This window comes from Streptosporangium canum (assembly GCF_900113865.1).
Lineage (GTDB): Bacteria > Actinomycetota > Actinomycetes > Streptosporangiales > Streptosporangiaceae > Streptosporangium > Streptosporangium canum.
This window is the reverse complement of record NZ_FOQY01000002.1, coordinates 145420-166158: the sequence shown is the minus strand read 5'-3', so window position 1 is coordinate 166158 and position 20739 is coordinate 145420. Positions and strand designations below refer to the sequence as shown.

Annotated in this window: 23 protein-coding genes; 16 read left to right on the top strand and 7 right to left on the bottom strand. The window is 71.1% G+C overall.

Going from position 1 to position 20739, the window contains the following annotated elements; genetic code table 11:
• The first annotated feature begins 16 nt into the window (after positions 1-16).
• Positions 17-895 (top strand): bile acid:sodium symporter family protein, encoded by an 879-nt coding sequence (locus BM085_RS03050; protein ID WP_245789086.1) that lies wholly within the window; start codon positions 17-19, stop codon positions 893-895.
• A complete protein-coding gene (locus BM085_RS03045; RefSeq protein ID WP_093885493.1) occupies positions 892-1737 on the top strand; it encodes an SGNH/GDSL hydrolase family protein in 846 nt (281 codons plus the stop codon). The genes BM085_RS03050 and BM085_RS03045 overlap by 4 nt, the downstream gene beginning before the upstream one ends.
• Here the strand turns inward: BM085_RS03045 and BM085_RS03040 are convergent.
• On the bottom strand, positions 1724-2911 hold the full coding sequence (locus tag BM085_RS03040; protein ID WP_218158581.1) for a PucR family transcriptional regulator: 1188 nt from the start codon (positions 2909-2911) through the stop codon (positions 1724-1726). The genes BM085_RS03045 and BM085_RS03040 overlap by 14 nt on opposite strands.
• Positions 2912-3029: 118 nt before the next feature.
• Between BM085_RS03040 and BM085_RS03035 the strand changes: the two genes are divergently transcribed.
• The 3 genes from BM085_RS03035 to BM085_RS03025 all read left to right on the top strand — a co-directional run bounded on the left by BM085_RS03035 (position 3030) and on the right by BM085_RS03025 (position 6376).
• Positions 3030-4109 carry an NAD(P)H-dependent amine dehydrogenase family protein gene (locus BM085_RS03035; RefSeq protein WP_093885491.1) on the top strand — a complete coding sequence of 360 codons (1080 nt, stop codon included), beginning with the start codon at positions 3030-3032 and terminating at the stop codon, positions 4107-4109.
• A complete protein-coding gene (locus BM085_RS03030) occupies positions 4106-4618 on the top strand; it encodes a carboxymuconolactone decarboxylase family protein (protein WP_093885490.1) in 513 nt (170 codons plus the stop codon). Before BM085_RS03035 ends, BM085_RS03030 begins: the two co-directional genes overlap by 4 nt.
• A gap of 114 nt (positions 4619-4732) precedes the next feature.
• Positions 4733-6376: a GMC oxidoreductase gene (locus tag BM085_RS03025; protein WP_093885489.1), complete on the top strand. Its 1644-nt coding sequence runs from the start codon at positions 4733-4735 to the stop codon at positions 6374-6376.
• A 174-nt stretch (positions 6377-6550) separates the two neighbouring features.
• Here the strand turns inward: BM085_RS03025 and BM085_RS45670 are convergent, their stop codons facing one another.
• Positions 6551-7567, bottom strand: a complete 1017-nt coding sequence (locus tag BM085_RS45670; RefSeq protein ID WP_425443254.1) for an ATP-binding cassette domain-containing protein — start codon at positions 7565-7567, stop codon at positions 6551-6553.
• Positions 7568-7597: 30 nt separating this feature from the next.
• Here BM085_RS45670 and BM085_RS45665 point away from each other — a divergent pair, with 30 nt between their 5' ends.
• Positions 7598-8017: an ester cyclase gene (locus BM085_RS45665; protein WP_093885754.1), complete on the top strand. Its 420-nt coding sequence runs from the start codon at positions 7598-7600 to the stop codon at positions 8015-8017.
• Here BM085_RS45665 and BM085_RS03010 read toward each other — a convergent pair.
• The gene (locus BM085_RS03010; protein WP_218158580.1) at positions 7975-8253 is read right to left on the bottom strand and encodes a hypothetical protein; all 279 of its coding nucleotides are present in this window, start codon (positions 8251-8253) and stop codon (positions 7975-7977) included. The two genes, BM085_RS45665 and BM085_RS03010, sit on opposite strands and share 43 nt — an antisense overlap.
• 39 nt (positions 8254-8292) lie before the next feature.
• On the opposite strand from BM085_RS03010, the gene BM085_RS03005 reads away from it, so the two are divergent.
• Positions 8293-8808 carry a MarR family winged helix-turn-helix transcriptional regulator gene (locus BM085_RS03005; protein WP_093885487.1) on the top strand — a complete coding sequence of 172 codons (516 nt, stop codon included), beginning with the start codon at positions 8293-8295 and terminating at the stop codon, positions 8806-8808.
• Between the two features lie 42 nt (positions 8809-8850).
• On the opposite strand, the gene BM085_RS03000 is transcribed toward BM085_RS03005, so the two are convergent.
• A complete protein-coding gene (locus tag BM085_RS03000; RefSeq protein ID WP_093885486.1) occupies positions 8851-9429 on the bottom strand; it encodes a TIGR03086 family metal-binding protein in 579 nt (192 codons plus the stop codon).
• A gap of 46 nt (positions 9430-9475) precedes the next feature.
• Between BM085_RS03000 and BM085_RS02995 the strand changes: the two genes are divergently transcribed.
• The 7 genes from BM085_RS02995 to BM085_RS02965 all read left to right on the top strand — a co-directional run bounded on the left by BM085_RS02995 (position 9476) and on the right by BM085_RS02965 (position 15558).
• On the top strand, positions 9476-10279 hold the full coding sequence (locus BM085_RS02995) for a helix-turn-helix domain-containing protein (RefSeq protein ID WP_093885485.1): 804 nt from the start codon (positions 9476-9478) through the stop codon (positions 10277-10279).
• 38 nt (positions 10280-10317) lie between these two features.
• A complete protein-coding gene (locus BM085_RS02990) occupies positions 10318-10671 on the top strand; it encodes a hypothetical protein (protein WP_093885484.1) in 354 nt (117 codons plus the stop codon).
• A 169-nt stretch (positions 10672-10840) separates the two neighbouring features.
• Entirely contained in the window at positions 10841-11176 is a 336-nt protein-coding gene (locus BM085_RS02985) for a PadR family transcriptional regulator (protein WP_093885483.1), read from the top strand.
• The gene (locus BM085_RS02980; protein WP_093885482.1) at positions 11173-12123 is read left to right on the top strand and encodes a permease prefix domain 1-containing protein; all 951 of its coding nucleotides are present in this window, start codon (positions 11173-11175) and stop codon (positions 12121-12123) included. The genes BM085_RS02985 and BM085_RS02980 overlap by 4 nt, the downstream gene beginning before the upstream one ends.
• Positions 12124-12268: 145 nt before the next feature.
• Entirely contained in the window at positions 12269-13234 is a 966-nt protein-coding gene (locus BM085_RS02975; RefSeq protein ID WP_093885481.1) for an NAD(P)-dependent alcohol dehydrogenase, read from the top strand.
• A gap of 75 nt (positions 13235-13309) precedes the next feature.
• A complete protein-coding gene (locus tag BM085_RS02970) occupies positions 13310-14533 on the top strand; it encodes an MFS transporter (RefSeq protein ID WP_218158579.1) in 1224 nt (407 codons plus the stop codon).
• A gap of 11 nt (positions 14534-14544) precedes the next feature.
• Positions 14545-15558: a LysR family transcriptional regulator gene (locus BM085_RS02965; protein WP_245789085.1), complete on the top strand. Its 1014-nt coding sequence runs from the start codon at positions 14545-14547 to the stop codon at positions 15556-15558.
• Positions 15559-15577: 19 nt separating this feature from the next.
• Here the strand turns inward: BM085_RS02965 and BM085_RS02960 are convergent, their stop codons facing one another.
• The 3 genes from BM085_RS02960 to BM085_RS02950 form a co-directional block, all read right to left on the bottom strand.
• Positions 15578-16840 carry an MFS transporter gene (locus BM085_RS02960; RefSeq protein ID WP_177244930.1) on the bottom strand — a complete coding sequence of 421 codons (1263 nt, stop codon included), beginning with the start codon at positions 16838-16840 and terminating at the stop codon, positions 15578-15580.
• 383 nt (positions 16841-17223) lie between these two features.
• Complete coding sequence (locus tag BM085_RS02955; protein ID WP_093885479.1) at positions 17224-19230, bottom strand: RNA polymerase sigma factor; 2007 nt, start codon at positions 19228-19230, stop codon at positions 17224-17226.
• A 62-nt stretch (positions 19231-19292) separates the two neighbouring features.
• Positions 19293-19610 carry a YciI family protein gene (locus BM085_RS02950; protein WP_093885478.1) on the bottom strand — a complete coding sequence of 106 codons (318 nt, stop codon included), beginning with the start codon at positions 19608-19610 and terminating at the stop codon, positions 19293-19295.
• Between the two features lie 141 nt (positions 19611-19751).
• On the opposite strand from BM085_RS02950, the gene BM085_RS02945 reads away from it, so the two are divergent.
• Both BM085_RS02945 and BM085_RS46700 read left to right on the top strand, forming a co-directional pair.
• Entirely contained in the window at positions 19752-20420 is a 669-nt protein-coding gene (locus tag BM085_RS02945) for a DUF998 domain-containing protein (RefSeq protein ID WP_093885477.1), read from the top strand.
• 93 nt (positions 20421-20513) lie between these two features.
• Complete coding sequence (locus BM085_RS46700; RefSeq protein WP_281249808.1) at positions 20514-20636, top strand: hypothetical protein; 123 nt, start codon at positions 20514-20516, stop codon at positions 20634-20636.
• The last annotated feature ends 103 nt before the right edge of the window (positions 20637-20739 follow it).

Here is a 20739-nt window from a genome sequence, read left to right as displayed (position 1 = left end):
CCGAGGAGCACCCCCCATGGCCCTTGCCGGAACCCTCCTGCCCATCGCGCTGGCGATCATCATGTTCGGCCTCGGACTGAGCCTGGCGATCTCCGACTTCCGCCGCGTCGCCGTCTACCCGAAGGCCGCCGTCGTGGCGCTCGGCTGCCAGATCCTGCTGCTGCCGGCGATCTGCTTCGGCCTGGTGGTCGCCTTCGACCTGCCGGCCGCCCTCGCCGTCGGCATGATGCTGCTGGCCGCCTCGCCCGGCGGCACGACGGCCAACCTCTACAGCCACCTGTTCGGCGGCGACGTCGCGCTCAACGTGACGCTGACCGCGATCAACTCGGTGCTGGCCGTGGTGACGTTGCCGCTGGTGACCAACCTGTCGCTGTCCTACTTCGACGGCGGCTCGGGCACGCTCGGCCTGCAGTTCGACAAGACCCTGCAGGTGATGGCGATCGTGCTGGTGCCGGTCGCCGCCGGCATGGCGGTCCACGCCATGGCGCCGCGCTTCGCCGAACGGATGAACACGCCCGTGAAGATCGGGTCGGCGGTCATCCTGGCGCTGGTGATCGCCGGCGCGCTGCTCCAGGAGCTCGACAACCTCGGCGGCTACATCCAGTCGGTGGGCCTGATCACGCTGGCGTTCAGCGTGATCAGCCTGACGGTCGGTTACTGGGCGCCGCGCCTGGCCGGAGTACGGCGCGACCAGGCCGTCGCCTCCTGCATGGAGATCGGGATCCACAACGGCACGCTGTCGATCGCGGTGGCGCTCTCCCTGCTGAACAGCACCCAGATGGCCATCCCGGCCGCCACCTACGGCGTGCTGATGTTCTTCACCGCGGCAGCAGCCGGGTTCCTGCTCAGACCTCGTACGGCAGAGCCGATCCTTTCCGAAGGGAGTTCAGTGTGATCCGATCAGTGATCGCCGCGATCGTCCTGGCGGTCTCCATCGCCCCGCCCGCCCAAGCCTCAGCCGGTGAGGTGTACGTGGCCCTGGGCGACTCGGCCGCCTCCGGGCCGCTGGTGCCCGACCAGGTGGTACCCGACCTCGGGTGCTGGCGCTCCAACCGCAACTACGCCCACCTCACCGCGCAGGCCATCGGAGCCGCCGCGTTCCGTGACGTCACCTGCTCGGGCGCCGACACCAGGGACATGTACAACGCGCAGGGCACCGACCTCGGCTCGGTGCCGCCGCAGCTGAACGCGCTCAGCCAGGACACCACGCTGGTCACCGTACAGATCGGCGCCAACGACATCGGTCTGACCGGCTTCATCGAGGACTGCCTGAACCTGCTGCCGCCGCCCGTCGGCGACGCCTGCAACGACGACTACACGGAGAACGGGCAGGACACCTGGCGGGTCAAGACCGACGCGCTGCGCCCGAAGCTGACCGCTCTGGTCGCCGACATCCGTACCCGCTCGCCGCAGGCCAGGATCTTCGTGGTGGGCTACGGGACCTACGCCCCGCCCAACGGCTGCTACCCGCGGGTGCCGATCATCAAGCAGGACGCCAACTACATCCGCGCGACCCTGCAGTACTTCAACCGGGCACTGGCGGAGCAGGCGGCGGCGGCGGGCGTCGCCTTCATCGACCTGCAGACGCCGAGCACGGGTCACGACCCGTGCACCTCGGCGGGCACGCGGTGGATCGAGCCCTACGTCCCGGCTTCGCCGGCGACGCCCTTCCACCCCAACGCGCGTGGGATGCGCGGCTTCGCGGACGCGGTGATCGCCGCCGTCAGCGGGGCGTGAGCCTCCTGGCCGCCAGCGCGGCTCCGATCTGCTGGAGCTGCGCCGGGTCGGCCGGGTCGAGGCCGGTCAAGCTCACCGCCCGCCGCAACCGGTAGTCGACGGTGTTCGGGTGCACGTGCAGCAGCTCGGCCGTGCGGCGGCGGTCGAGCCCGGTCTCCAGATAGACCTTCAGCGTCCTGAGCAGGTCGGGGTTGTCCAGCAGAGGGTCGAGCAGGCCCGCGAGCCTGGCGGTGGCCCTGCTCGGCCGGGTGAGCTGGTACTCCAGCAGCACGTCGGCCAGCCGGTAGGCGCCCGGCGGATGCCCGAAGATCCGCGCCACCTCCAGCACCTCCTCCGTCACTCGCGCGGCGGCCGAGACCTCGGCGGGCGTCGCCTGCTCGGCCGCCGCCCAGACCGGCACCCCCGCCGCCCTGGACATCGCCTCGACGACCTCGGTCACGGCCGGCGCCTCGCCGCCGCAGGGGAGCAGCACGAGACCGCCCGTCGCGTCGAGCACGAACAGGACCTGCTCGGAGGCGTAACGCTGCACGGCGGCCCTGATCCTGGCCAGCTTGCGCCGGGCGGCGATCGATCCGCCGGGCTCGTCCTGCTTCTCGTCAGGGTGCGTGCCCACCGCGATCGCCATGACCAGGTAGCCGGGCGCCAGCCGTACCGCTGCCAGGGCCGTGTGATCGCCGCCGAGCAGCGCGGAGACGGCGGCGTGCATGGCGTGCTGCTCCTGGCTGAGCATGCCCTCGCGCTCCTGCAGGTAGGCGGCGCCCACAGCGGAGGTCACCGCCTCGATATAGACCAGGACGAGGCGGTTCATGTCGACCACCGCCGCGAAGTCGGCCGGTGTGGCGGTGGCGATCAGGCGGTCCCAGATCCAGCGGGCGCCCAGGTGGTAGGCGGCCAGCAGGGCTTCGAGCGGTACCCGTTCCTGGGCGCGGCGCGCGGCCGAGGCGCGTAACGGCGCCAGCTCGGCGGAGGAGGGCGGGTGCCCGTGGCGGAACATCTCGCAGATCATCCGCAGGTTGTGCTCGGTGATCATGGTGATGTCGCCGTCGAGCTCCTCCCTGGGCAGTCGCCGGTAGATGGGGATCTCTTCGACGAAGACGTGTACGAGCTGCCTGGCCAGGCTGGTCGCCTGGCGTTCCAGCAGCTCGTGCACGGGACATCCAGCCAGGATGAGCACGTCTGCCACTGTCTCACACCAGGTTGCGATATCCACCCGTTCAGTGGGACAGCAGGGCGGAGGAGGCGCCGTCGCCGCGGCACTATACACTGAACCAAGCGCTTGCTACGCTCCGGCCATGGTGTCCACGATCGTCTGGGGTACCGGCAACGTCGGCCGCGCGGCCATCCGCGCCGTCGAGGCCCACCCGGCGCTGAAACTCACGGCCGTGCTCGTCCACGACCCCGGCAAGGTCGGCCGCGACGCGGGCGATCTCGGCGGGCTCGACCGCGATCTGGGGGTCGCGGCGACCGACGACATCGACGCGGTGCTGGCCACCGGCCCCCGCGCCGTGGTGTACGCGGCGTCCGGCGACATCCGCCCCGACGAGGCCCTCGCCGACATCACCAGGGCGATCCGGGCCGGAGCCGTGGTCGTCACCCCCGCGATGTACGCGCTCTACGACCAGCGCAACGCCCCGCCGGAGCTGCGGGAACCGGTGCTGGCCGCCATCGCGGACGGCGGCGGCTCGCTGTTCGTCTCCGGCGTCGACCCCGGCTGGGGCAACGACGTGCTGCCACTGCTGATCAGCGGGCTCGGCACCGTCGTGGACGTGATCCGCTGCCAGGAGATCTTCGACTACTCCACCTACGACCAGCCCGACTCGGTCCGCCACCTGGTCGGCATGGGCCAGCCGATGGACTACGAGCCGCCGATGATCGCGCCGACGGTCCCGACCATGGTGTGGGGCGGGCAGGTACGGCTGATGGCCAGGGCCCTCGGCGTCGAACTCGACGAGATCCGCGAGACCCTGGACCGGCGCCCGCTCGACTCCACGGTGAGCACCGCGACGATGGGCGAGTTCGAGGCCGGCACCCAGGGCGCGGTCCGGTTCGAGGTGCAGGGCGTCGTCGAGGGCGAACCCCGCATCGTCATCGAGCACGTCACCCGCATCCACCCGTCCTGCGCGCCGGACTGGCCGACGCCGCCCGACGGCGACGGGGCACACCGGGTGATCATCGAGGGCCGCCCGCGCATCGAGGTCACGGTCGAGGCCACCGACGAGGGCGGCAGCCGGGCCGCGGGCGGGAACGCCACCGCGGTCGGCCGGCTGGTGAGCGCCATCGACTGGCTCCTGGACGCGGAACCCGGACTCTACGACGCGCTCGACGTCCCGCTGCGTCCCGCGGTCGGCAAACTCGGGAGGAGACAACCATGAACATCGACATCCCCGAGGGCAGGGACGCGATCGAGTACGTGTGGGGCGAGATGGTTCCCGGCATCGGGATCGCCGCCTCGAACTTCTCACTGTCGGTGTACGCCCACACCACCCTCGGGCTCCGCGAGTTCGAGGCCGCTCGGCTGCGGATCGCGCAGATCAACGGGTGCGTCTTCTGCCTCGACTGGCGGACCGAACGGGACGGGCAGAAGGTCGAGGAGGAGTTCGCCGACGCGGTGACCCGGTGGCGCACCACCGACGCCTTCGACGACCGCACCCGGCTGGCCGCCGAGTACGCCGAGCGGTACGCCCTGGATCACCATGGCCTCGACGACGAGTTCTGGACTCGGATGACCGCGCACTACAGCCAGCTCGAGATCGTGGAGCTGAGCATGAGCATCGGCTCCTGGCTGGCGTTCGGCCGGCTCAACCATGTGCTGGGCCTCGACACCGTGTGCGCGCTGCCCGGCGGCTCATCACCCTCCGCCAGGCGGGCAGACGCGCGGTGACCTGGCGCTCCAGGCATCCGGTCGGACAGAAAGCACCGGTGAGGCACGGAGCGGCTCAACGCGTGAGCAATATGTAGAACCCGTTCTCATTTCATTGAGAGTGAGGAACAGCACATGAGCGACAGCACCTCGGGCAGTACCGGCTCCAAAGGGATCTCACGTCGTGGATTCATCGCTGGAACCGGTTCCATCTTGGGGGTCGCGGCCCTCACGGGCCGCGCCACCGCAGCCCAGGCGGCGGCCCTCCCCACGGCCGCTCCGATCACCAGCGGGGCCCACGTCCCGGCCCTGGTGATCGGCACCGGATACGGCGGCTCCGTCGCCGCCCTGCGTCTCGCCCAGGCGGGCGTCGACGTGCACATGATCGAGATGGGCATGGCCTGGGACACCCCCGGCCCCGACGGCAAGATCTTCTGCAACACGCGCGAGCCGGACCACCGGTCCTACTGGCTGCGCACCAAGAGCAAGGCGCCCCTCAACTACTTCCTCGGCTTCCCGATCGACAGGAACATCTCCCGCTACACCGGGATCCTGGACGCCGAGGACTTCAGCGGCATCACGGTCTACCAGGGTCGCGGCGTCGGCGGCGGCTCGCTGGTCAACGGCGGCATGGCGGTCACCCCCAGGCGCGAGAACTTCGGCGCCGTCCTCCCTTCGGTGAACGCCGCCGAGATGTACGACATCTACTACCCGCGCGCCAACGCCGGGCTCGGGGTCAACTCCGTCGATCCGGCCTGGTTCGATTCCACCGCCTGCTACCAGTACGCCCGGGTCGGCCGCAAGCACGCCCAGCGTTCCGGCTTCCCCTTCGTCTTCGTGCCCGACGTCTACGACTGGGACTACATGAAGCAGGAGGCGGCCGGGACCGTCACCAAGTCGGCACTGGCCGGCGAGATCCTCTACGGCAACAACCACGGCAAGAAATCACTGCAGCAGACCTACATCGCCCGGGCCAAGGCCACCGGCAGGGTCGCCATCTCGCCGCTGCACAAGGTCACCTCGGTCGCTCCGGCGGCCGGCGGCGGCTACACGGTCGTCATCGACCAGATCAACACCAACGGCGACACCACGGCCACCAAGACCGTGACCGCGGACAGGGTGTTCTTCGCCGCCGGCAGCGTCGGCACCAGCAAGCTGCTGGTCAAGCTGAAGGCCACCGGCGCACTGCCCAACCTCAACGACGAAGTCGGCAAAGGCTGGGGCGACAACGGCAACGTCATGTGCGGCCGCGCCAACCACATGTGGGACCCGACCGGCAGTCTCCAGTCGGCCATCCCCTGCTCCGGCATCGACAACTGGGCGGCCGGCGGCGCGTTCGCCGAGGTCGCACCGCTGCCCACCGGGATCGAGACCTACGCCTCGTTCTACCTGTCGATCACCAAGAACCCGAACCGCGCCCAGTTCTCCTGGAACGCCGCGACCGGCAAGGTCGACCTGAACTGGCAGACCTCCTGGAAACAGCCGTCCATCGACATGGCCAAGACGATCTTCGACAAGATCAACTCAAAGGAGGGGACGATCTACCGGACCGACCTCTTCGGCACCTACAAGATCTGGGGCGACCACCTCACCTACCACCCGCTCGGCGGCGCGGTCCTGAACAAGGCCACCGACAACTACGGCCGTCTCACCGGCCATCCCGGCCTGTACGTCATCGACGGCTCGCTGATCCCCGGCAACACCAGCGTCAACCCGTTCGTCACCATCACGGCGCTCGCCGAACGGAACATCGAAAAGATCATAGCCACCGATCTGTGACGATGCCCCGGTGGTAGTCGGCCACGGGCGCGTGTGGCCGACCTTCCCCGCGGGACGCACATGGTCTTGACTGCGTGCAACATGTTCCGGACCAGACCGTGTGAGCGGCGGCGGACCGCGATCGGGTGACCGTACGCGAGCCCCGGGCCGCCGGCGACGCCCCCGTCCGTCTCCTCAGCGCAAATCCCGGCCCGCCCAGTTCAGTGCGGCGAGCACGGGCGGCAGCACGGCCAGCCATCCGTGGTGCACGATCTCCCAGTTCTCCTCCTCCGGATAGAGCCACGGCCAGTACGGTCCCCGCAGGACCAGGCTCACCGAGACGATCACCAGCAGACCGCCCATCCCCGCGAGGGCGGCCGCCCTCCCACCGTCCTCGACGGCCGGCACGGCGGGCGCCGCGCCCGGCGGGCGGACTCCCAGGGTCCGGTAGCGGCCGTCCGCGGTCCGCCAGAACAGGTGGGAGCCGGAGGGAGGCGCGTCGGAGAGCCACCCCTGGCCGGACGCGGCGGTGGCGAGTTCAGCGGGGGTTCCCTGGAACACCACGCGTCCCCGGTTCATCACGATCACGCGCTCGCACAAGGCGGCGACGTCCTCGGCCTGGTGGGTGGACAGCAGCACGGTACGGCTTTCGCCGAGCCGGGAGACGAGCGCGCGGAATCGCATGCGCTGCTCGGGGTCCAGGCCGACGGTGGGCTCGTCGAGGATGAGCAGGTCGGGCGCGCCGAGCAGCGCCTGGGCCAGCGCCAGCCGCTGCTTCATGCCGCCGGACAGCTTGCGGACCTTCGTCCCGGCGCGGTCGGCCAGGCCGACCTCCGCGAGGACCCGGCGCACCTCCCGGTGGCGTTCGCGCCGGTCCGTCAGCTCCTTGAGGATCGCCACGTAGTCGACCAGCTCGAAGAGCGTGAAGTGGGGATAGAAGCCCGGTTCCTGCGGGAGGTAACCCAGGCGGCGGCGCAGATCGGTCCGCCGGCCCCGGCTGAACCGGCGCCGACCGCGCGGCCGCGCGTCGCCGCCGGCGCCTGGCGGCGCGTGGACCTCGACCGGGCTTGGCGCCGGGCCGGCGGAACCGCCCTGGTCATATGCTTGGGATGAGCGGGTTCGGCGAGAGGTTCGCCTCAGTCGTCGTGGCGATCGATACGACAGCCTCCCTTGGAGAGGCGGCCGGCCGGAGGGGAGGCGGCCGCGTCGCACGCGCCGACTCGGGAGGAGGAGGGCGACACCATGACCGATGCCCGGGAGGTACGCGACAGATACACCGCCGCGTTCAACGTTCACGATATGGACGCGCTGCTGCGCACCGTCAGCCCGACCGGGGTGACCGTCAGCCCGGAAGGCCTGTCCCAGGGCCATGAGGAACTCGCCTCATACATAGGACAGTTCTGGGAAGCCTTTCCGGACGTCTACGCGATGGTCGTGGAGTCGTTCGACGTCGGTGACGTGGCGGTTGACGAGCTGTTGATGGTGGGCACCCACAAGGGCCCGTACACGATGCCCGACGGTCAAGTGATCACGCCGACGGATCGCCCCGTCTCACTGCGCTGCTGCTATGTCTGCACGGTCGAGAACGGGCTCATCGTGAGCCTGCGTCTCTACTTCGATCAGTTGGAGTTGCGCGCCCAGCTCGGCGTCCCCTGTGAATGACCTCCCGGCCAGGCGTGTTCGCGGTGCCGGTGGCCAACCAGGCACTTCCACCACCACGATCCGCGGGGGCGCTTCCCGCTGACGAGCAGGAGCAGGAGTCCCGCGGGCAGCGCCCTGATGGCCGCCCCGTACAGCGGGTAGCCGGACGGGAGGAACCGGTGGGTGACGAAGTAGTTCGTCCCCCACGCGACCGGCGCTATCGCGGTGACCAACGCCCAGCGAAAGGTAGCTTCCACGGAAGACAATATAGCTTCCTTGGAAGCTATATTGTCTTCATGACCGAACCGCTGGATCACGTCGCCCGCATCCAGCAGGAATGGGCGCGCGAGCGCCCGGACCTGGATGTGAGCCCGCAGGGAGTGATCGGCCGGCTCCACCGCCTCGCCGGACACCTCACCGAACAGCTCTGTGTCGTCTACCGGCGCTACGGGCTCGGAGAGGGGGAGTTCGACGTCCTCGCCGCCCTCCGGCGCGCCGGCGCGCCGTTCGAGCGCGCTCCCGGAGAGCTCGCCGCCTTCACCATGGTCACCACCGGCGCGATGACCAAACGCGTCGACCGGCTCGAACGCGACGGGCTTGTCACCCGCCGCCCGAGCGAGAGCGACGGCAGAGGGCGGGTGGTCGCGCTCACCGCCGCGGGCAAGGAGCTGATCGACCGGGCGTTCGCCGAACACATGCGCAACGAACGCCGCCTCGTCGAGGAGCTGCCCCCCGAAGAGGCCGCACACCTCGAAGCACTCCTCACCACCTGGCTGACCCGCTTCGAAGCCCCCCTCCGGCCGGAGATCTGAGCCCTTCGGGAAATACGTCGCGGTTGCCGCGACCCTCGTACCTCAGGGCTTCCAGTACGGATCCCTGCCGGCCAGCCCCAGGGCGCGCTCGAACGACGGCGCGGACTTCCTCACGGGAACTTCGGGGCCGAACACCTTGTACTGCCGGGCCATCTCGGCCTTGCTCGCGATGGTGCCGTACAGCGCCACCGCCAGCTCTTCGTCCACGGTCAGCGTCTGACCGGTGGCGACGGCCAGGTCCCAGCCGTGCAACAGCCACTCGCCGAGCACGATCCCGCCGACGAACGGCGCGGGCATCAGCCCCTTCCCGGTCACCCCGGTCTCACCGGTCCAGGCCTCCGGATCGCTCCAGACCCGGGCGGCCTCCGCCGACCGGGTGGCGTACGCGTCGGCCCAGCCCGGTTCCGCGGTGAAGTCATGATCGTCCGCCGGGCCCCCGGGCGGCTGCTTGAGCCCCGCGGTGTACCCTCGGAACCCGCTCCACAGGATCAGGTGGTTCACCAGCGCCCGCACATCCAGCTCCGGGCAGGGCGTGGGGCCGTCGAGCCGGTCCCGCTCCAGCCCCCGCACGACCTCGACGGCCGCCTCCGACGCGCGGGTCATCAGAGATCTCAGCTCCATGTCATCCCCTTCTCGCTCTCACCCAGGACACGGTAGACGTACGACGATGGGCGGTATTGAACAAACGCGACAGCGGGGCATCCTGAACCCCCGGACGGCCGCCGAGCGGTTCCGGCTCACCCGGGAACCGGCCCCCGCGGATCTGGCGCGGTTCGTCGACGGCTACTGGATCCTCCACTGGGACCTGACCGGGCCGCACCGGCAGCGGGTCCTCACCCATCCGATGGTTCATCTGAGCTTCACCACCGGCGGGCGGGCACGGGTCACCGGCGTCGTCCGTGACGCGTTCACCGAGGAGATCTCCGGCGCCGGCCGGGTCGTGGGCGTACGGTTCCGGCCGGGAGGCTTCCGCCCCTTCCTCACGACCCCGGTGTCCGCCCTCACCGGCCGGACCCTCGACATCGAGAAGGTCTTCGGCCCGGACGCCCGTACGACGGCGGACGCGATCATCGCCGAACCCTCGGTCCCCGCCGCGCTCGACCTCGCGGCCGGACTGCTGCGGAGCCGTCAGCCCGAGCCGGACCCGGCCGTCGACGAGGCCGCCGGTCTGGTCGCGGCGATCATCAGTGACCCCTCCGTCCTACGGGTGTCCCAGCTCGCCGCGGCCACCGGCGTGAACACGCGCCGACTGCAGCGGCTGTTCGCCGAGTACGTCGGTGTCGGCCCCAAGTGGGTGATCCGCCGTGCCCGCATGCAGGAGGCCGCCGCACGCGCGGCCGCCGCCCCACAGGACTGGTCCGCCCTCGCCGCCGAACTCGGCTACGCCGACCAAGCCCATTTCACCCGCGACTTCACCGCCTCGACAGGCACCTCCCCGGCGCGGTATTCGTGGCTCGCCCGCACCGTGTAACCGGCTCCCGGAGAGCCCCGGCCCGTCGCCGGGGGAGAGTGACGAGCCAGGAGCCGCCGCCGCAGGAACCGATCTCGGCCCGGATCCGGCAGCTCACCGAGGCGGTCGGCCCGACGACGCCGGCGACCGCGCTGCTGATCTACTTCGGCTATGTCGCCACACGCGCCCGCTTCGACTGCTTCGGCGTCTCCTTGGAGATGACGGGTCTGTCCAATCAGAGCCTGTTGTTGAAGGATCCCGCCTCCGCCTACCGGTATCGCGGCTTCCGGCTGCTCCTGGCCTCCGGCGGCCGTCTCTTCCTCGTCAGCGGGACCTGGACCCTCGGCCGTGACCAGACGATCGTCGTTCCCTATGACAACGGCATCCGGATCCAGCTTGTCTCCCAGCCATGACGTCATGGGCGGGGGCCACCGTACCCGGCGCACCACCGGCGGCGCCTCCTGTACGCCGACTTCCTGCCCCTGATGGTCGGAGACGACGGCGTGCTACGCGGCCCGGCTGGAGATCCGTTCCTCCGGCCGGCGCATTGCATTACTGTGTGGCACACAATATTGTGTTTCCATGCTGGACGATGAGCTGCTCTCGACCCACCTGCAGGAACTTCGACGGGGCACCGTCGTGCTCGCCTGCCTGCTCATCCTGAAGCAGCCGAACTACGGATACGCCCTGCTCGACCTGCTCGGCCGGCGTGGTTTCACCGTCGACGCAAACACCCTCTACCCGCTCCTGCGCCGCCTCGAGAAACAGGAGCTCCTGACCAGCGACTGGAACACCGAGGAGTCCCGGCCGCGCAAGTTCTACCGCACGAGCGACAAGGGCGTCGCACTCGCCGACACCCTGAGCCGCGGCTGGGATGAGCTCGACACCGCGTTCCGCACCCTGAAGGGCGAGTCATGACCACCACGAGCACCCTCACCGACCGCTACGTCGACGCGATCCTGCGCCACCTGCCCGGCAGGCAGCGCCCCGGCATCGAAAAGGAACTCCGCGCCTCGATCGCGGACGCCGTCGACGATCGTCTCGAAGCCGGGAGCGGCCCCGCCGAAGCGGAGCTCGCGGCGCTCACCGAACTCGGCGACCCGGCGCGGCTGGCCGCCGGCTACGCCGATCGTCCGCTCCAGCTCATCGGCCCCGCACTGTACCTCGACTACACGCGGCTGCTGGCCACCCTGCTGACGACGATCGTGCCCGCCGTCGCCGCGGTCGTCGGACTCGTGCGGGGCCTCCAGGGCGCCACCGCCCCCCGCTTGATCGGCGACCCCCTCGGCGCGGCCCTCACGGCCGGCGCCCACATCGTCCTCTGGACGACGCTCCTCTTCGCGATCATCGAACGCACCGCCGCACCGCGCCGGACGCCGGCACGGCCCTGGACCCCCGCCGCGCTGCCGGAGCCGCCCAGCCGCCGCGCCCGGTACGGCGAGCTGATCACCCAGACGGTGCTGCTGGTCCTCTTCACCACCCTCGTGCTGCTCTCACCGGCGGTGAGCACCGAGACGGACGCGGCCGGCGATCCCATCGGCGTGCTCTCGCCCTGGCTGTGGGAGACCGGCATCGTGTACCTCTTCATCGCCCTGGTGATCGCGAGCCTCGGCTTCTCCTTCGCGAAGTACTACGCGCGCTGGAGCGTTCCCCTCGCCGTCACCGGGTCGCTGGTCCTCATCGCCTGCGCGGTCACGTTGATCTGGCTCGCGGTGAACGACAGGGTGCTCAACCCGGCATTCGTCGAGGCGGCCGGGTGGCCGCAGAGCGTACCTCAGTGGATCGGCACGGGACTCGTCGTGACCTCCGTCGGCACGCTCGTCCACACCGTCGCCGAGGGGATCGCCCGAGCGCGTCGCCGCTGAGCGGCCGCCGATGCCCTCCCTGGAGAACCACACCGGCCTTGGAAAACCACACCGGCCCTGGAGAACCACACCGGGCGAACGTCTCCCGCGCGACGTCCCCCGCCCCGGGGGCCGCGCCGATCCGCCACCGAAACGAGGAGCACGCGTGAAAGCGATCGTCTACGACGAGTACGGCTCAGCCGAGGTCCTGCGCCACACCGATGTCGAGAAGCCCGCCATCGGCGACGACGAGGTGCTCGTGCGGGTCCGCGCCGCTTCCGTCAACCACGGCGACCTGGCCGCCATGCACGGTTCCCCCGCCCTCCTGCGCCTCGCGTTCGGGCTCCGGCGCCCGAGACAGACCATCCTGGGGCGCGCCGTCGCCGGGACGGTGGAAGCGGTCGGCGCGAAAGCGACGGGGCTGCGGGTCGGCGACGAAGTGTTCGGCGAGATGAGCCAGCGGGGTTTCGCCGAGTACGTGGCGGCGCCGGTAGCGCACCTGGCCCCGAAACCCGCGGAGGTGACGTTCGCGCAGGCGGCCACCCTGCCGGTGGCCGCGACGACCGCGCTGCAGGCGCTACGGCTCGGCGAGGCCGGACCCGGCCGGACGGTGCTCGTCAACGGAGCCTCCGGTGGGGTCGGCACCTTCACCGTCCAGCTCGCGAGGACGCTCGGCGCGGAGGCCACCGGCGTCTGCAGCACCCGCAACCTGGATCTGGTGCGCTCGATCGGCGCCCACCACGTGATCGACTACACCCGCGAGGACGTCACCCGGGGCGCGGGCCGATTCGACGTCGTCATCGACCTCGCAGGCAACCACCGGCTCTCCGCGTTCCGCCGGGTGCTCACGCCGAAGGGTGTCTACGTCTCCTCCAGCGGCGCCGGCGGCGCGGTGCTCGGTCCCCTGCCACGACTGATCGCCGCCGCCGTGACCTCGCCGTTCCTGAGCCAGAGACTCCGCGGACTGGCCGCCAGACGCAGCGCCGAGGACCTGGCCCTCCTCGCCGGGCTCGTCGCGACAGGAAAGATCACCCCGGTGATCGAACGGACGTACCCACTGAGCGAGACCGCCGACGCCATCCGCCTCCTCGAGGCGGAGCACGCCCGCGGCAAGATCGTGCTCACGGCGTGAGCCCGACCCGGCCCACCGTTTCGCCCCTCCGCGAAACATTACTGCCCGTACGGCGGGCTCACCCAGAATCCGATCATGCGTACCTACCGCGAACTCCTGCGCACGCCGGAGTTCACTCCGCTCTTCCTGGCCGTCTCCGCGCAGGTGGCGGCCATGACCGTGAGCGGGCTGGCGCTGGGCGTGCTGGTGTACGCGGCCACCGGGTCACCGCTGCTGGCCGCCCTCAGCATGTTCGGTTCCTCGCTGGCCCAGGTGATCGGCGCGGCCGTGCTGCTGTCGGCCGCCGACCGGCTTCCGCCGCGCGCCGCGATGACGGGAGTGGCGCTGGCCTTCTGCCTCGGCACCGCGGTCCTGGCCGTGCCCGGTCTGCCGCTGCCGGGCGTCTTCGCGATCATCCTGGGGCTCGGCCTGGTCGGTTCGGTGGGCGGCGGGGTGCGCTACGGGCTGCTGAACGAGATCCTGCCCGCGGACGGCTACCTGCTCGGGCGGTCGCTGGTCAACATGTCCGTCGGGATCATGCAGGTCTGCGGGTTCGCGGCGGGCGGCGTGCTGGTGTCGGCGTTGTCGCCGCGCGGCACGCTGCTGGCCGGCGCCGCCTTGTACCTCGTCGCGGCGGGCGCCGCCAGGTTCGGTCTCAGCGCGCGGGCGCCGCGGGCCTCGGGGCGGCCGTCGGCGGCCGCGACGTGGCGCTCCAACGCGCGGCTGTGGTCCTCGGCGCCCCGCCGCCGCGTCTACCTGGCACTGTGGGTGCCGAACGGGCTGATCGTCGGCTGCGAGTCGCTGTTCGTACCGTTCGCGCCCGAGCAGGCCGGGACGCTCTTCGCCTGCGCCGCGTCCGGCATGCTGGCCGGGGACGTTCTGGTCGGCCGGTTCGTGCCGGCGCGGTGGCAGGCACGGCTCGGCACCGCGCTGCTGCTCCTGCTGGCCGCGCCGTACCTGGTGTTCGCCGTGGATCCGCCGGTGCCGCTCGCCGTCGCGGCCGTGACGGTGGCCTCGATCGGATACGCGGCGAGCCTGGTGCTGCAGCGGCGGCTGATGGACCTGACCCCGGCCGAGATGAGCGGGCACGCGCTGGGACTGCACTCCTCCGGCATGATCACCATGCAGGGCGTCGCCGCAGCCCTCGCCGGCACGCTCGCTCAGCACACCTCGCCGGGTACGGCGATCGCCGTCATGGCCGGGGCGTCGGTGACGGTCACGCTGGCGCTGGCGCGCGGCCTCCTCCCGAGGCCGGGCCTGGACACCACCCCTGGTCACCCGATGGCCAGAAGCTCAACAGATGGATCTACTAAAAGCTAGAATCCGTATTCATGGAACTGAGGCAGCTGGAATACTTCGTCGCGGTCGCCGAGGAGCGGAACTTCACCCGGGCGGCCGAGCGGGTGCACATCAGCCAGTCCGGCGTCAGCGCCCAGATCCGCCAGCTGGAACGCGAGCTCGGCGCCGAGCTGTTCGACCGGTCGGCGCGCACCGCCACCCTCACCGTCGCGGGAAAGGCCGCGCTCGAACACGCCCGCGCCGCGCTCGCCGCCGTCGGCGCCCTCAGCCAGGCGGTGGGCGAGGTGACCGACCTGATCCGGGGCCGGCTCACGGTCGGGATGGTCATCGGCTGCACCGTCACGCCGCTGTTCGACGCCCTCGCCGCCTTCCACCGGGCGCATCCCGGTGTGGAGATCTCGCTGCTGGAGGACAACTCCGACCGGCTCATCGAGGGGGTGCGCGGCGGCACCCTCGACCTGGCTCTCGTCGGGACCGCGACCGCCACCCCCGGCGGGCTGGACGCGCTGACGATCATCAGCGAGCGGCTCGTCGCGGCGGTGCCGGCCGGGCACCCCCTGACGGAACAGGAGCGGGTCACCCTGCGCGACCTGAGCGCCTACCCGATCGTGTGCATGCCCCCCGGCACCGGCCTGCGCACGGTGTTCGACCAGGCCTGCGCGGCACAGGGCATCCAGCCGGTGATCGCGCTGCAGGCCAGCGCCGCGGACGCCATCGCCGACCTCGCCGCCCGCGGGCTCGCCGTCGCCGTCCTCAGCGACTCGATGGCCGCGCACCACCGCGACCGGCTCACCGCCCTCACCGTCGACGACGTCGAAACACCCGCCCTGCTCGCCCTGATCTGGAAGGACACGCACAGCCCCGCGATGCGCGAGTTGCTCGTGCACAGCCGCCGGGCGTTCACCGGACCCGCCCCCGAACGGGACCCGTCGTGCCGCGCCCCCGTGAGCGGACGTGACGCACGTGGCCCGGACGCGTCGACCTTGATCACGCCCGGTGCCGCAGGCAGGAGAACGGACGCCGGCGCCGATCCCGCGGCCCGGTGACGGACGGCCGGCGCTGAGATCATCGACCGCCGGATCCCTCAGCCGCGCCGGGCGTGGCCGGGACGGGGTGGGGGCGGTGCGGAGGCACGGCTCCGCTCCCGGCGGGCCGGAGGTCGAGCAGGCCGCAGGCCGCGGCGGACAGCAGCGCGACCAGGCCGAGGGCTGCCAGCGCCAACGACGGCCCCCACTCCCCGGCGTCGAACAGCCGGCCCACCGCGAGCCCTCCCAGGAAGGCGCACCCGCCCGACAGGAAGCTGAGCACCCCCAGATAAGCCCCGAACCGATGGGCCGGCGCGCACCGCGTGACGGTCTGGAACAGCGCCGGCTGCATGAGCCCGTTGCCCAGCCCGTTGAGTACGGCGGCCGCCAGGATCCCGGCCATCTGGCCGCCGCCCTCCGACGGCGTGGCGAGCAGCACCAGATAGCCGGCTGCCGCGCAGAGCAGCCCGCCCCGCAGCACCCACGGGCGCTCCCCCCGCCCGCCCGCCGCGCACCACGGCTGCACCGCCGTCGCGACCATCGCCACCACCGAGAAGAACAGGGTCGTCGCGCCCGCCCCGACGTCCTTGAGCGGGACGACGGTCACGATCTGGTCGACGAGCAACGTGCTGGGCGCGGCGACCATGGCGAAGCGCACGAACCGCCGATCGCGCAGCGCCTCCGCCACTCCCTCGGCGACCATCCGCGTGCCGAGCCGGACGCCGGCCCATCGCGCCGCGGGGGGACGCGGGTCCGGGTGGGGAGCGGTGCGACGCTCCTCCCCCAGCAGGATGAACAGCACGGCGGCGATCGCCCACGCGGCCGCCGCCGCGGCCGACAGCACCCAGAATCCGGCGCTCAGCAGGACCAGCCCCGCAGGTGGACCGGCCACCGCCGCCACCTGCCCGGCGATCACGTAGGCCGCGAATCCCCGGGAGCGGCGAGCGGGTGCCAGCCCGGCCAGCAGGGACTGGGCGGTGGGATGGAACAGCGCACCGCCCGCTCCCAGCAGCACGGCCGCACCGAGCAGCCCGGCGAGCTCGTCCGCGGTCCCGAGCAGCACGAATCCCGCCGCGCGCAGCGAGCAGGCCAGAACCCCCGCCCTGGTCGCGCCGATCAGATCGGTCACCGCGCCCACCGGCAGGAACAGCGCGTACTGGACCGCGATCCGCGCGCCGAGCACCAGGGTGATGGTCCCGGCGAGCATGCCGAGATCATGTCGCAGATGGGACACCAGGTGCGCCATCACCGCGAAGAATCCGAGCGAGATGGCGAACTGCACTCCCACGACCACCACGATCACCCGCCGATCCGATGGCCTGCCCGCCCGGCGACGGCGGACCACGGACCGCCGAGGAGAATTCACCCGGACACGGTCAGGACGGCGGCACCCGGCTCCGTCCTGAACCGCGGCCCTCGGGTGGGGGTGAGGCGATGTGACATGGGGACTCCTCGCTGTCGGTGAACGGTGAGAGCAGACCAGGCCGGTCCGGGTCATGTCCAATATCGATAGCAGGATGAGACCCATACCGGAATGAATAACCATGCCGGTCAGGGCCGGTCTGGTGGCTGACCCGATACGGCCCGCACCCGCCGTCCGCCCGACGTCCCCGGCCGATGTTCATACCATCGTCCGGCGCGTCTTCTGTCGACCCGTTTTCGGTCTCTCCCCACCTCCGCCACAGGTCAGCGGGGCACCGGAGAATCTCGCCGACGGTCAAGGGCGGAGCGGCCGAGCTGGTGGAGAGTGTAGCCCGCGCCTGACGGGTCGAGTGACCTGGTGGCCTGTTTGAAGAGATATTCGGCGCGTTCGTAGGAGAGCCGTCCCCGCCCGGTGTCGGGGCAGAGGTCGGCGGGTCGGGGCATCCGGGCCGGTGCGGGTCTCCGGTCGGCCAGGAACAGCGGGCCTCGGGTCCGGCCCTCCACCAGTTGGGGCAGCAGGCGGGCGGCGCCGGACCGCCAGGACAGCCAGACCGGCCCGTTCTTGGTGGTGACGCGTCCGCGCCGGTTCTCCAGGTCGAGATCTTCGACGTTGAGGGACAGAGCCGTTCTGGCGGCGGCCGACGACTCGTGAAGGAGCCGCCACAACGTCTTCTCGCGCGGTGCCGTGTCCCGACGCTCCCAGAGGGCGTCGAGCTGTGGCGGACCTATGGACGGTCTGCGCTCGCGGCTCTCCGGCTTTCGGGCCAGTCCGGCGGAGAGATCGTCGACGGACGCCCAGGCGGAGAAGGAGCGGACGGCCGCGCGGTGCCGGTTCCAGGTCTTGGCGGCCGCCCCGTTCCAGACGACGGCGAAGACCGTGGACATCTTCCCTGCGGTCACTTCGGCCAGCGGGGTGCCCGCTCCGAGGTCCAGGCACATCCGGCGCAGGGTCTGGCCGTAGGAGCGGATCGTCTCGGCGTCCAGATCCTCGCGGGCCAGGAACCTCTCCGCGGCCTGGCCCAGCGTGACTCCCGCCACCCGGGTTGTGCCGGTAGCGGCCCGCTTGAGCAGGAAAGCGCGTTCGGGGGCGTTGTGCGTGAGCGAGGCCGCGCGCTCGAACTCCGTCCTGGCCTCGTCATGCCGTCCGAGCCTGGCCAGGAAGTCGCCGCGCACGCCGGACAGCAGATGGTAGTTCTTGAGCGCGGGATCGGAGGTCAGCGTGTCGACGATGTCCAGCCCCGCCTGGGGCCCGCGGGCCATCCCCAGCGCCACGGCACGGTTGAGCTGGACCACGGGCGACGGCACCAGCCGGACCAGCGCTCCGTAGAGGGCCGCGATCTGCCCCCAGTCCGTCTCCTGGGCGGTCTTCGCCTGCGCGTGGGAGACGGCGATCGCGGCCTGCAGCACGTACGGGCCGGGCGGGCCGCCGGCCTCCCTCGCCCGCAACATCGCCGCGAAACCGCGGCGGATGAGGAGCTGATCCCAGCGTCCGCGGTTCTGCTCGTGCAGCTGGACGGGCTCGCCCGAGGGGCCGGTCCGCGCGGCCGAACGCGACGCCTGGATCTCCATCAGCGCGACCAGGCCGTGGACCTCGGCCTGCCGGGGCGCCAGCTCGGCCAGCAGCCGGCCCAGCCGGAGCGCCTCCAGGCAGAGGGACGGGCGCATCAGATCGTCGCCGGACGTCGCCGAGTAGCCCTCGTTGAAGATCAGGTAGATGACCTCGAGCACGGACGCCAGCCGTCCGGCGAGTTCCGGCCCGGGAGGCAGTTCGAACGGAACCCTCTCGTCGGCGAGAGTGCGTTTGGCGCCGGCGATGCGCTGGGCGACGGCCTGCTCGGACACGAGGAACGCCCGGGCGATCTCCAGGGCGGTCAGACCGCCGAGCAGGCGGAGCGTCAGCGCGGCCCTCGCCTCGGCCTGCAGCACCGGGTGGCAGGAGATGAACATCAGACGCAGGACGTCGTCGTCCACGCCTTCTTCGAGACTCTGCTGTTCCAGCGCGTGGGCGATCTCTTCGTGCTTGCGTTCCAGCCGCTCGCCGCGGCGGATGTGATCGATGGCTCGGCGTTTGGCGGTGGTCATGAGCCATGCGCCCGGATTATCCGGGACACCCTGTCCGGGCCACTGTTCCAGCGCGGCCACCAGCGCGTCCTGCGCGAGCTCCTCGGCAAGGCCGACGTCGCGGACCATCCTGGTGAGCCCGGCGATGATCCTCGCGGACTCGAACTTCCAGACCGCGTCGATCGCATCATGGGCGTTCCGGGCCACCATGGGCACGATGAGAGCACTGCCCCGGCTCCCGTGCAAGCCGGGGGCGGCGCTCCTCCGGAGTGTCATCCGAAGATCTGCTGGATCCGCCCCTCGCCATCACCCAAGATCTTGAAAAAGCGGCGGGAGACCTCCAGCGCCTCCTCCTTCGACCGGGTTTCGATCAGCGCGAACCCGCCGGCCGCCTCCTTCGCCTCGGTGAAGGGGCCGTCGATCACGGTGATCTCGCCGCCGGAGGACCTGATCAGACTGCCCTCCAGCTCCATCCCGCCGGTGGCCAGCAGCACACCGGACTTGGTCAGCTCCTCGATGAACTCGCCCATCTCGATGTAGAGCGTCTCGTCCGCCGCCTGCTCGCTCGTGCTCGTCATGAGGAATCGCACCGCCGTGTCTCCTTCTCCATCGGGTTCTGCCCATACGTCGAACAAACGTATGTGACAGGTAACGGCGGCGTTCCCTGTCACATCGCCGAATCGACGAGTGAGTGAGAACCGAAGAAGACGAACCCGCGAAAGGCACCGGCCATGACCGCCATCCAGATCCCCGCCACCACCGCCTCCACCGGCACCTCGGCCGCCACCCGCTCCCTGCTCACCTGCGCGGCCGTCGCGGGGCCCCTGTGGGCGGTCGTGGCGCTGACCCAGGCCGCCACCCGCGAGGGCTTCGACCTGACCCGCCACCCGCTGAGCCTGCTGAGCACCGGCTCCCTCGGCTGGCTGCAGATCACCAACTTCATGGTCGCCGGCGTCCTGACCATCGCCGGGGCGGCCGGCCTGCGCCGGGCCCTGCACGGCGCCCCCGGAGGCAGGTGGGCGCCACGGCTGGTCCGGGTCAACGGCATCGGCATGATCGCCGCGGGAGTCTTCGTCATGGACCCGGCCGACGGGTTCCCCGCCGGCACCCCCTACGGGATGCCCGAGACGCTCACCTGGCACAGCTACGGCCACATGGCCGCCGGCTCGATCGCCTTCATCGCCCTGATCGCCGCCTGCTACGTCCTGGGCCGCCACTTCAGCCGCGCCGGGAACCGCGGCCACGCCATCGCCTCCCGCGTCGCCGGCACCGCCCTCCTGGCCGGCAACGGCTGGTCGATGAGCGGTGGCACGGCCGGGTCCCTGGCCCTGGCCGTCGGCGCCATCACCGCGATGCTCTGGGTCTCCCTGACCGCCGCCCGCCTCCGCCGGACGGCATGACCGCCCGCACCCTGCCCCCCGCACCGGCCCGGTGCGGGACCCCTGACCTACCGGCCCGCCTGAACCCCTCCCACCAGCAGCAAGGACATCGACATGACCAAGTTCGCCACCGTGCCGGACTACCTCGCCTCCCTCCCCGAGTCCCAGCGCGAGATCACCGGCGAGCTCCTGCCGCTCATCGAGGCGGCGCTGCCGGGGACCGGTGCCGTCTGGTAGGGGCACACGGTGTGGAGCCTGGGCCCGGCCCCGGGCAGGACCCCGGTCTGCTACGTCAAGGCCTACTCCACCTACGTGACCTTCGGGTTCTGGCGGGGCCAGG

Bases quoted from the DNA above. Each gene is read 5' to 3' on its own strand.
- BM085_RS03050 (WP_245789086.1), top strand. From the start codon at position 17: ATGGCCCTTGCCGGAACCCTCCTGCCCATCGCGCTGGCGATCATCATG.
- BM085_RS03035 (WP_093885491.1), top strand. From the start codon at position 3,030: ATGGTGTCCACGATCGTCTGGGGTACCGGCAACGTCGGCCGCGCGGCC.
- BM085_RS03030 (WP_093885490.1), top strand. From the start codon at position 4,106: ATGAACATCGACATCCCCGAGGGCAGGGACGCGATCGAGTACGTGTGG.
- BM085_RS03025 (WP_093885489.1), top strand. From the start codon at position 4,733: ATGAGCGACAGCACCTCGGGCAGTACCGGCTCCAAAGGGATCTCACGT.
- BM085_RS45665 (WP_093885754.1), top strand. From the start codon at position 7,598: ATGACCGATGCCCGGGAGGTACGCGACAGATACACCGCCGCGTTCAAC.
- BM085_RS03005 (WP_093885487.1), top strand. From the start codon at position 8,293: ATGACCGAACCGCTGGATCACGTCGCCCGCATCCAGCAGGAATGGGCG.
- BM085_RS03000 (WP_093885486.1), bottom strand. From the start codon at position 9,429: ATGGAGCTGAGATCTCTGATGACCCGCGCGTCGGAGGCGGCCGTCGAG.
- BM085_RS02995 (WP_093885485.1), top strand. From the start codon at position 9,476: ATGGGCGGTATTGAACAAACGCGACAGCGGGGCATCCTGAACCCCCGG.
- BM085_RS02985 (WP_093885483.1), top strand. From the start codon at position 10,841: ATGCTGGACGATGAGCTGCTCTCGACCCACCTGCAGGAACTTCGACGG.
- BM085_RS02980 (WP_093885482.1), top strand. From the start codon at position 11,173: ATGACCACCACGAGCACCCTCACCGACCGCTACGTCGACGCGATCCTG.
- BM085_RS02970 (WP_218158579.1), top strand. From the start codon at position 13,310: ATGCGTACCTACCGCGAACTCCTGCGCACGCCGGAGTTCACTCCGCTC.
- BM085_RS02965 (WP_245789085.1), top strand. From the start codon at position 14,545: ATGGAACTGAGGCAGCTGGAATACTTCGTCGCGGTCGCCGAGGAGCGG.
- BM085_RS02955 (WP_093885479.1), bottom strand. From the start codon at position 19,230: ATGGTGGCCCGGAACGCCCATGATGCGATCGACGCGGTCTGGAAGTTC.
- BM085_RS02945 (WP_093885477.1), top strand. From the start codon at position 19,752: ATGACCGCCATCCAGATCCCCGCCACCACCGCCTCCACCGGCACCTCG.
- BM085_RS46700 (WP_281249808.1), top strand. From the start codon at position 20,514: ATGACCAAGTTCGCCACCGTGCCGGACTACCTCGCCTCCCTCCCCGAG.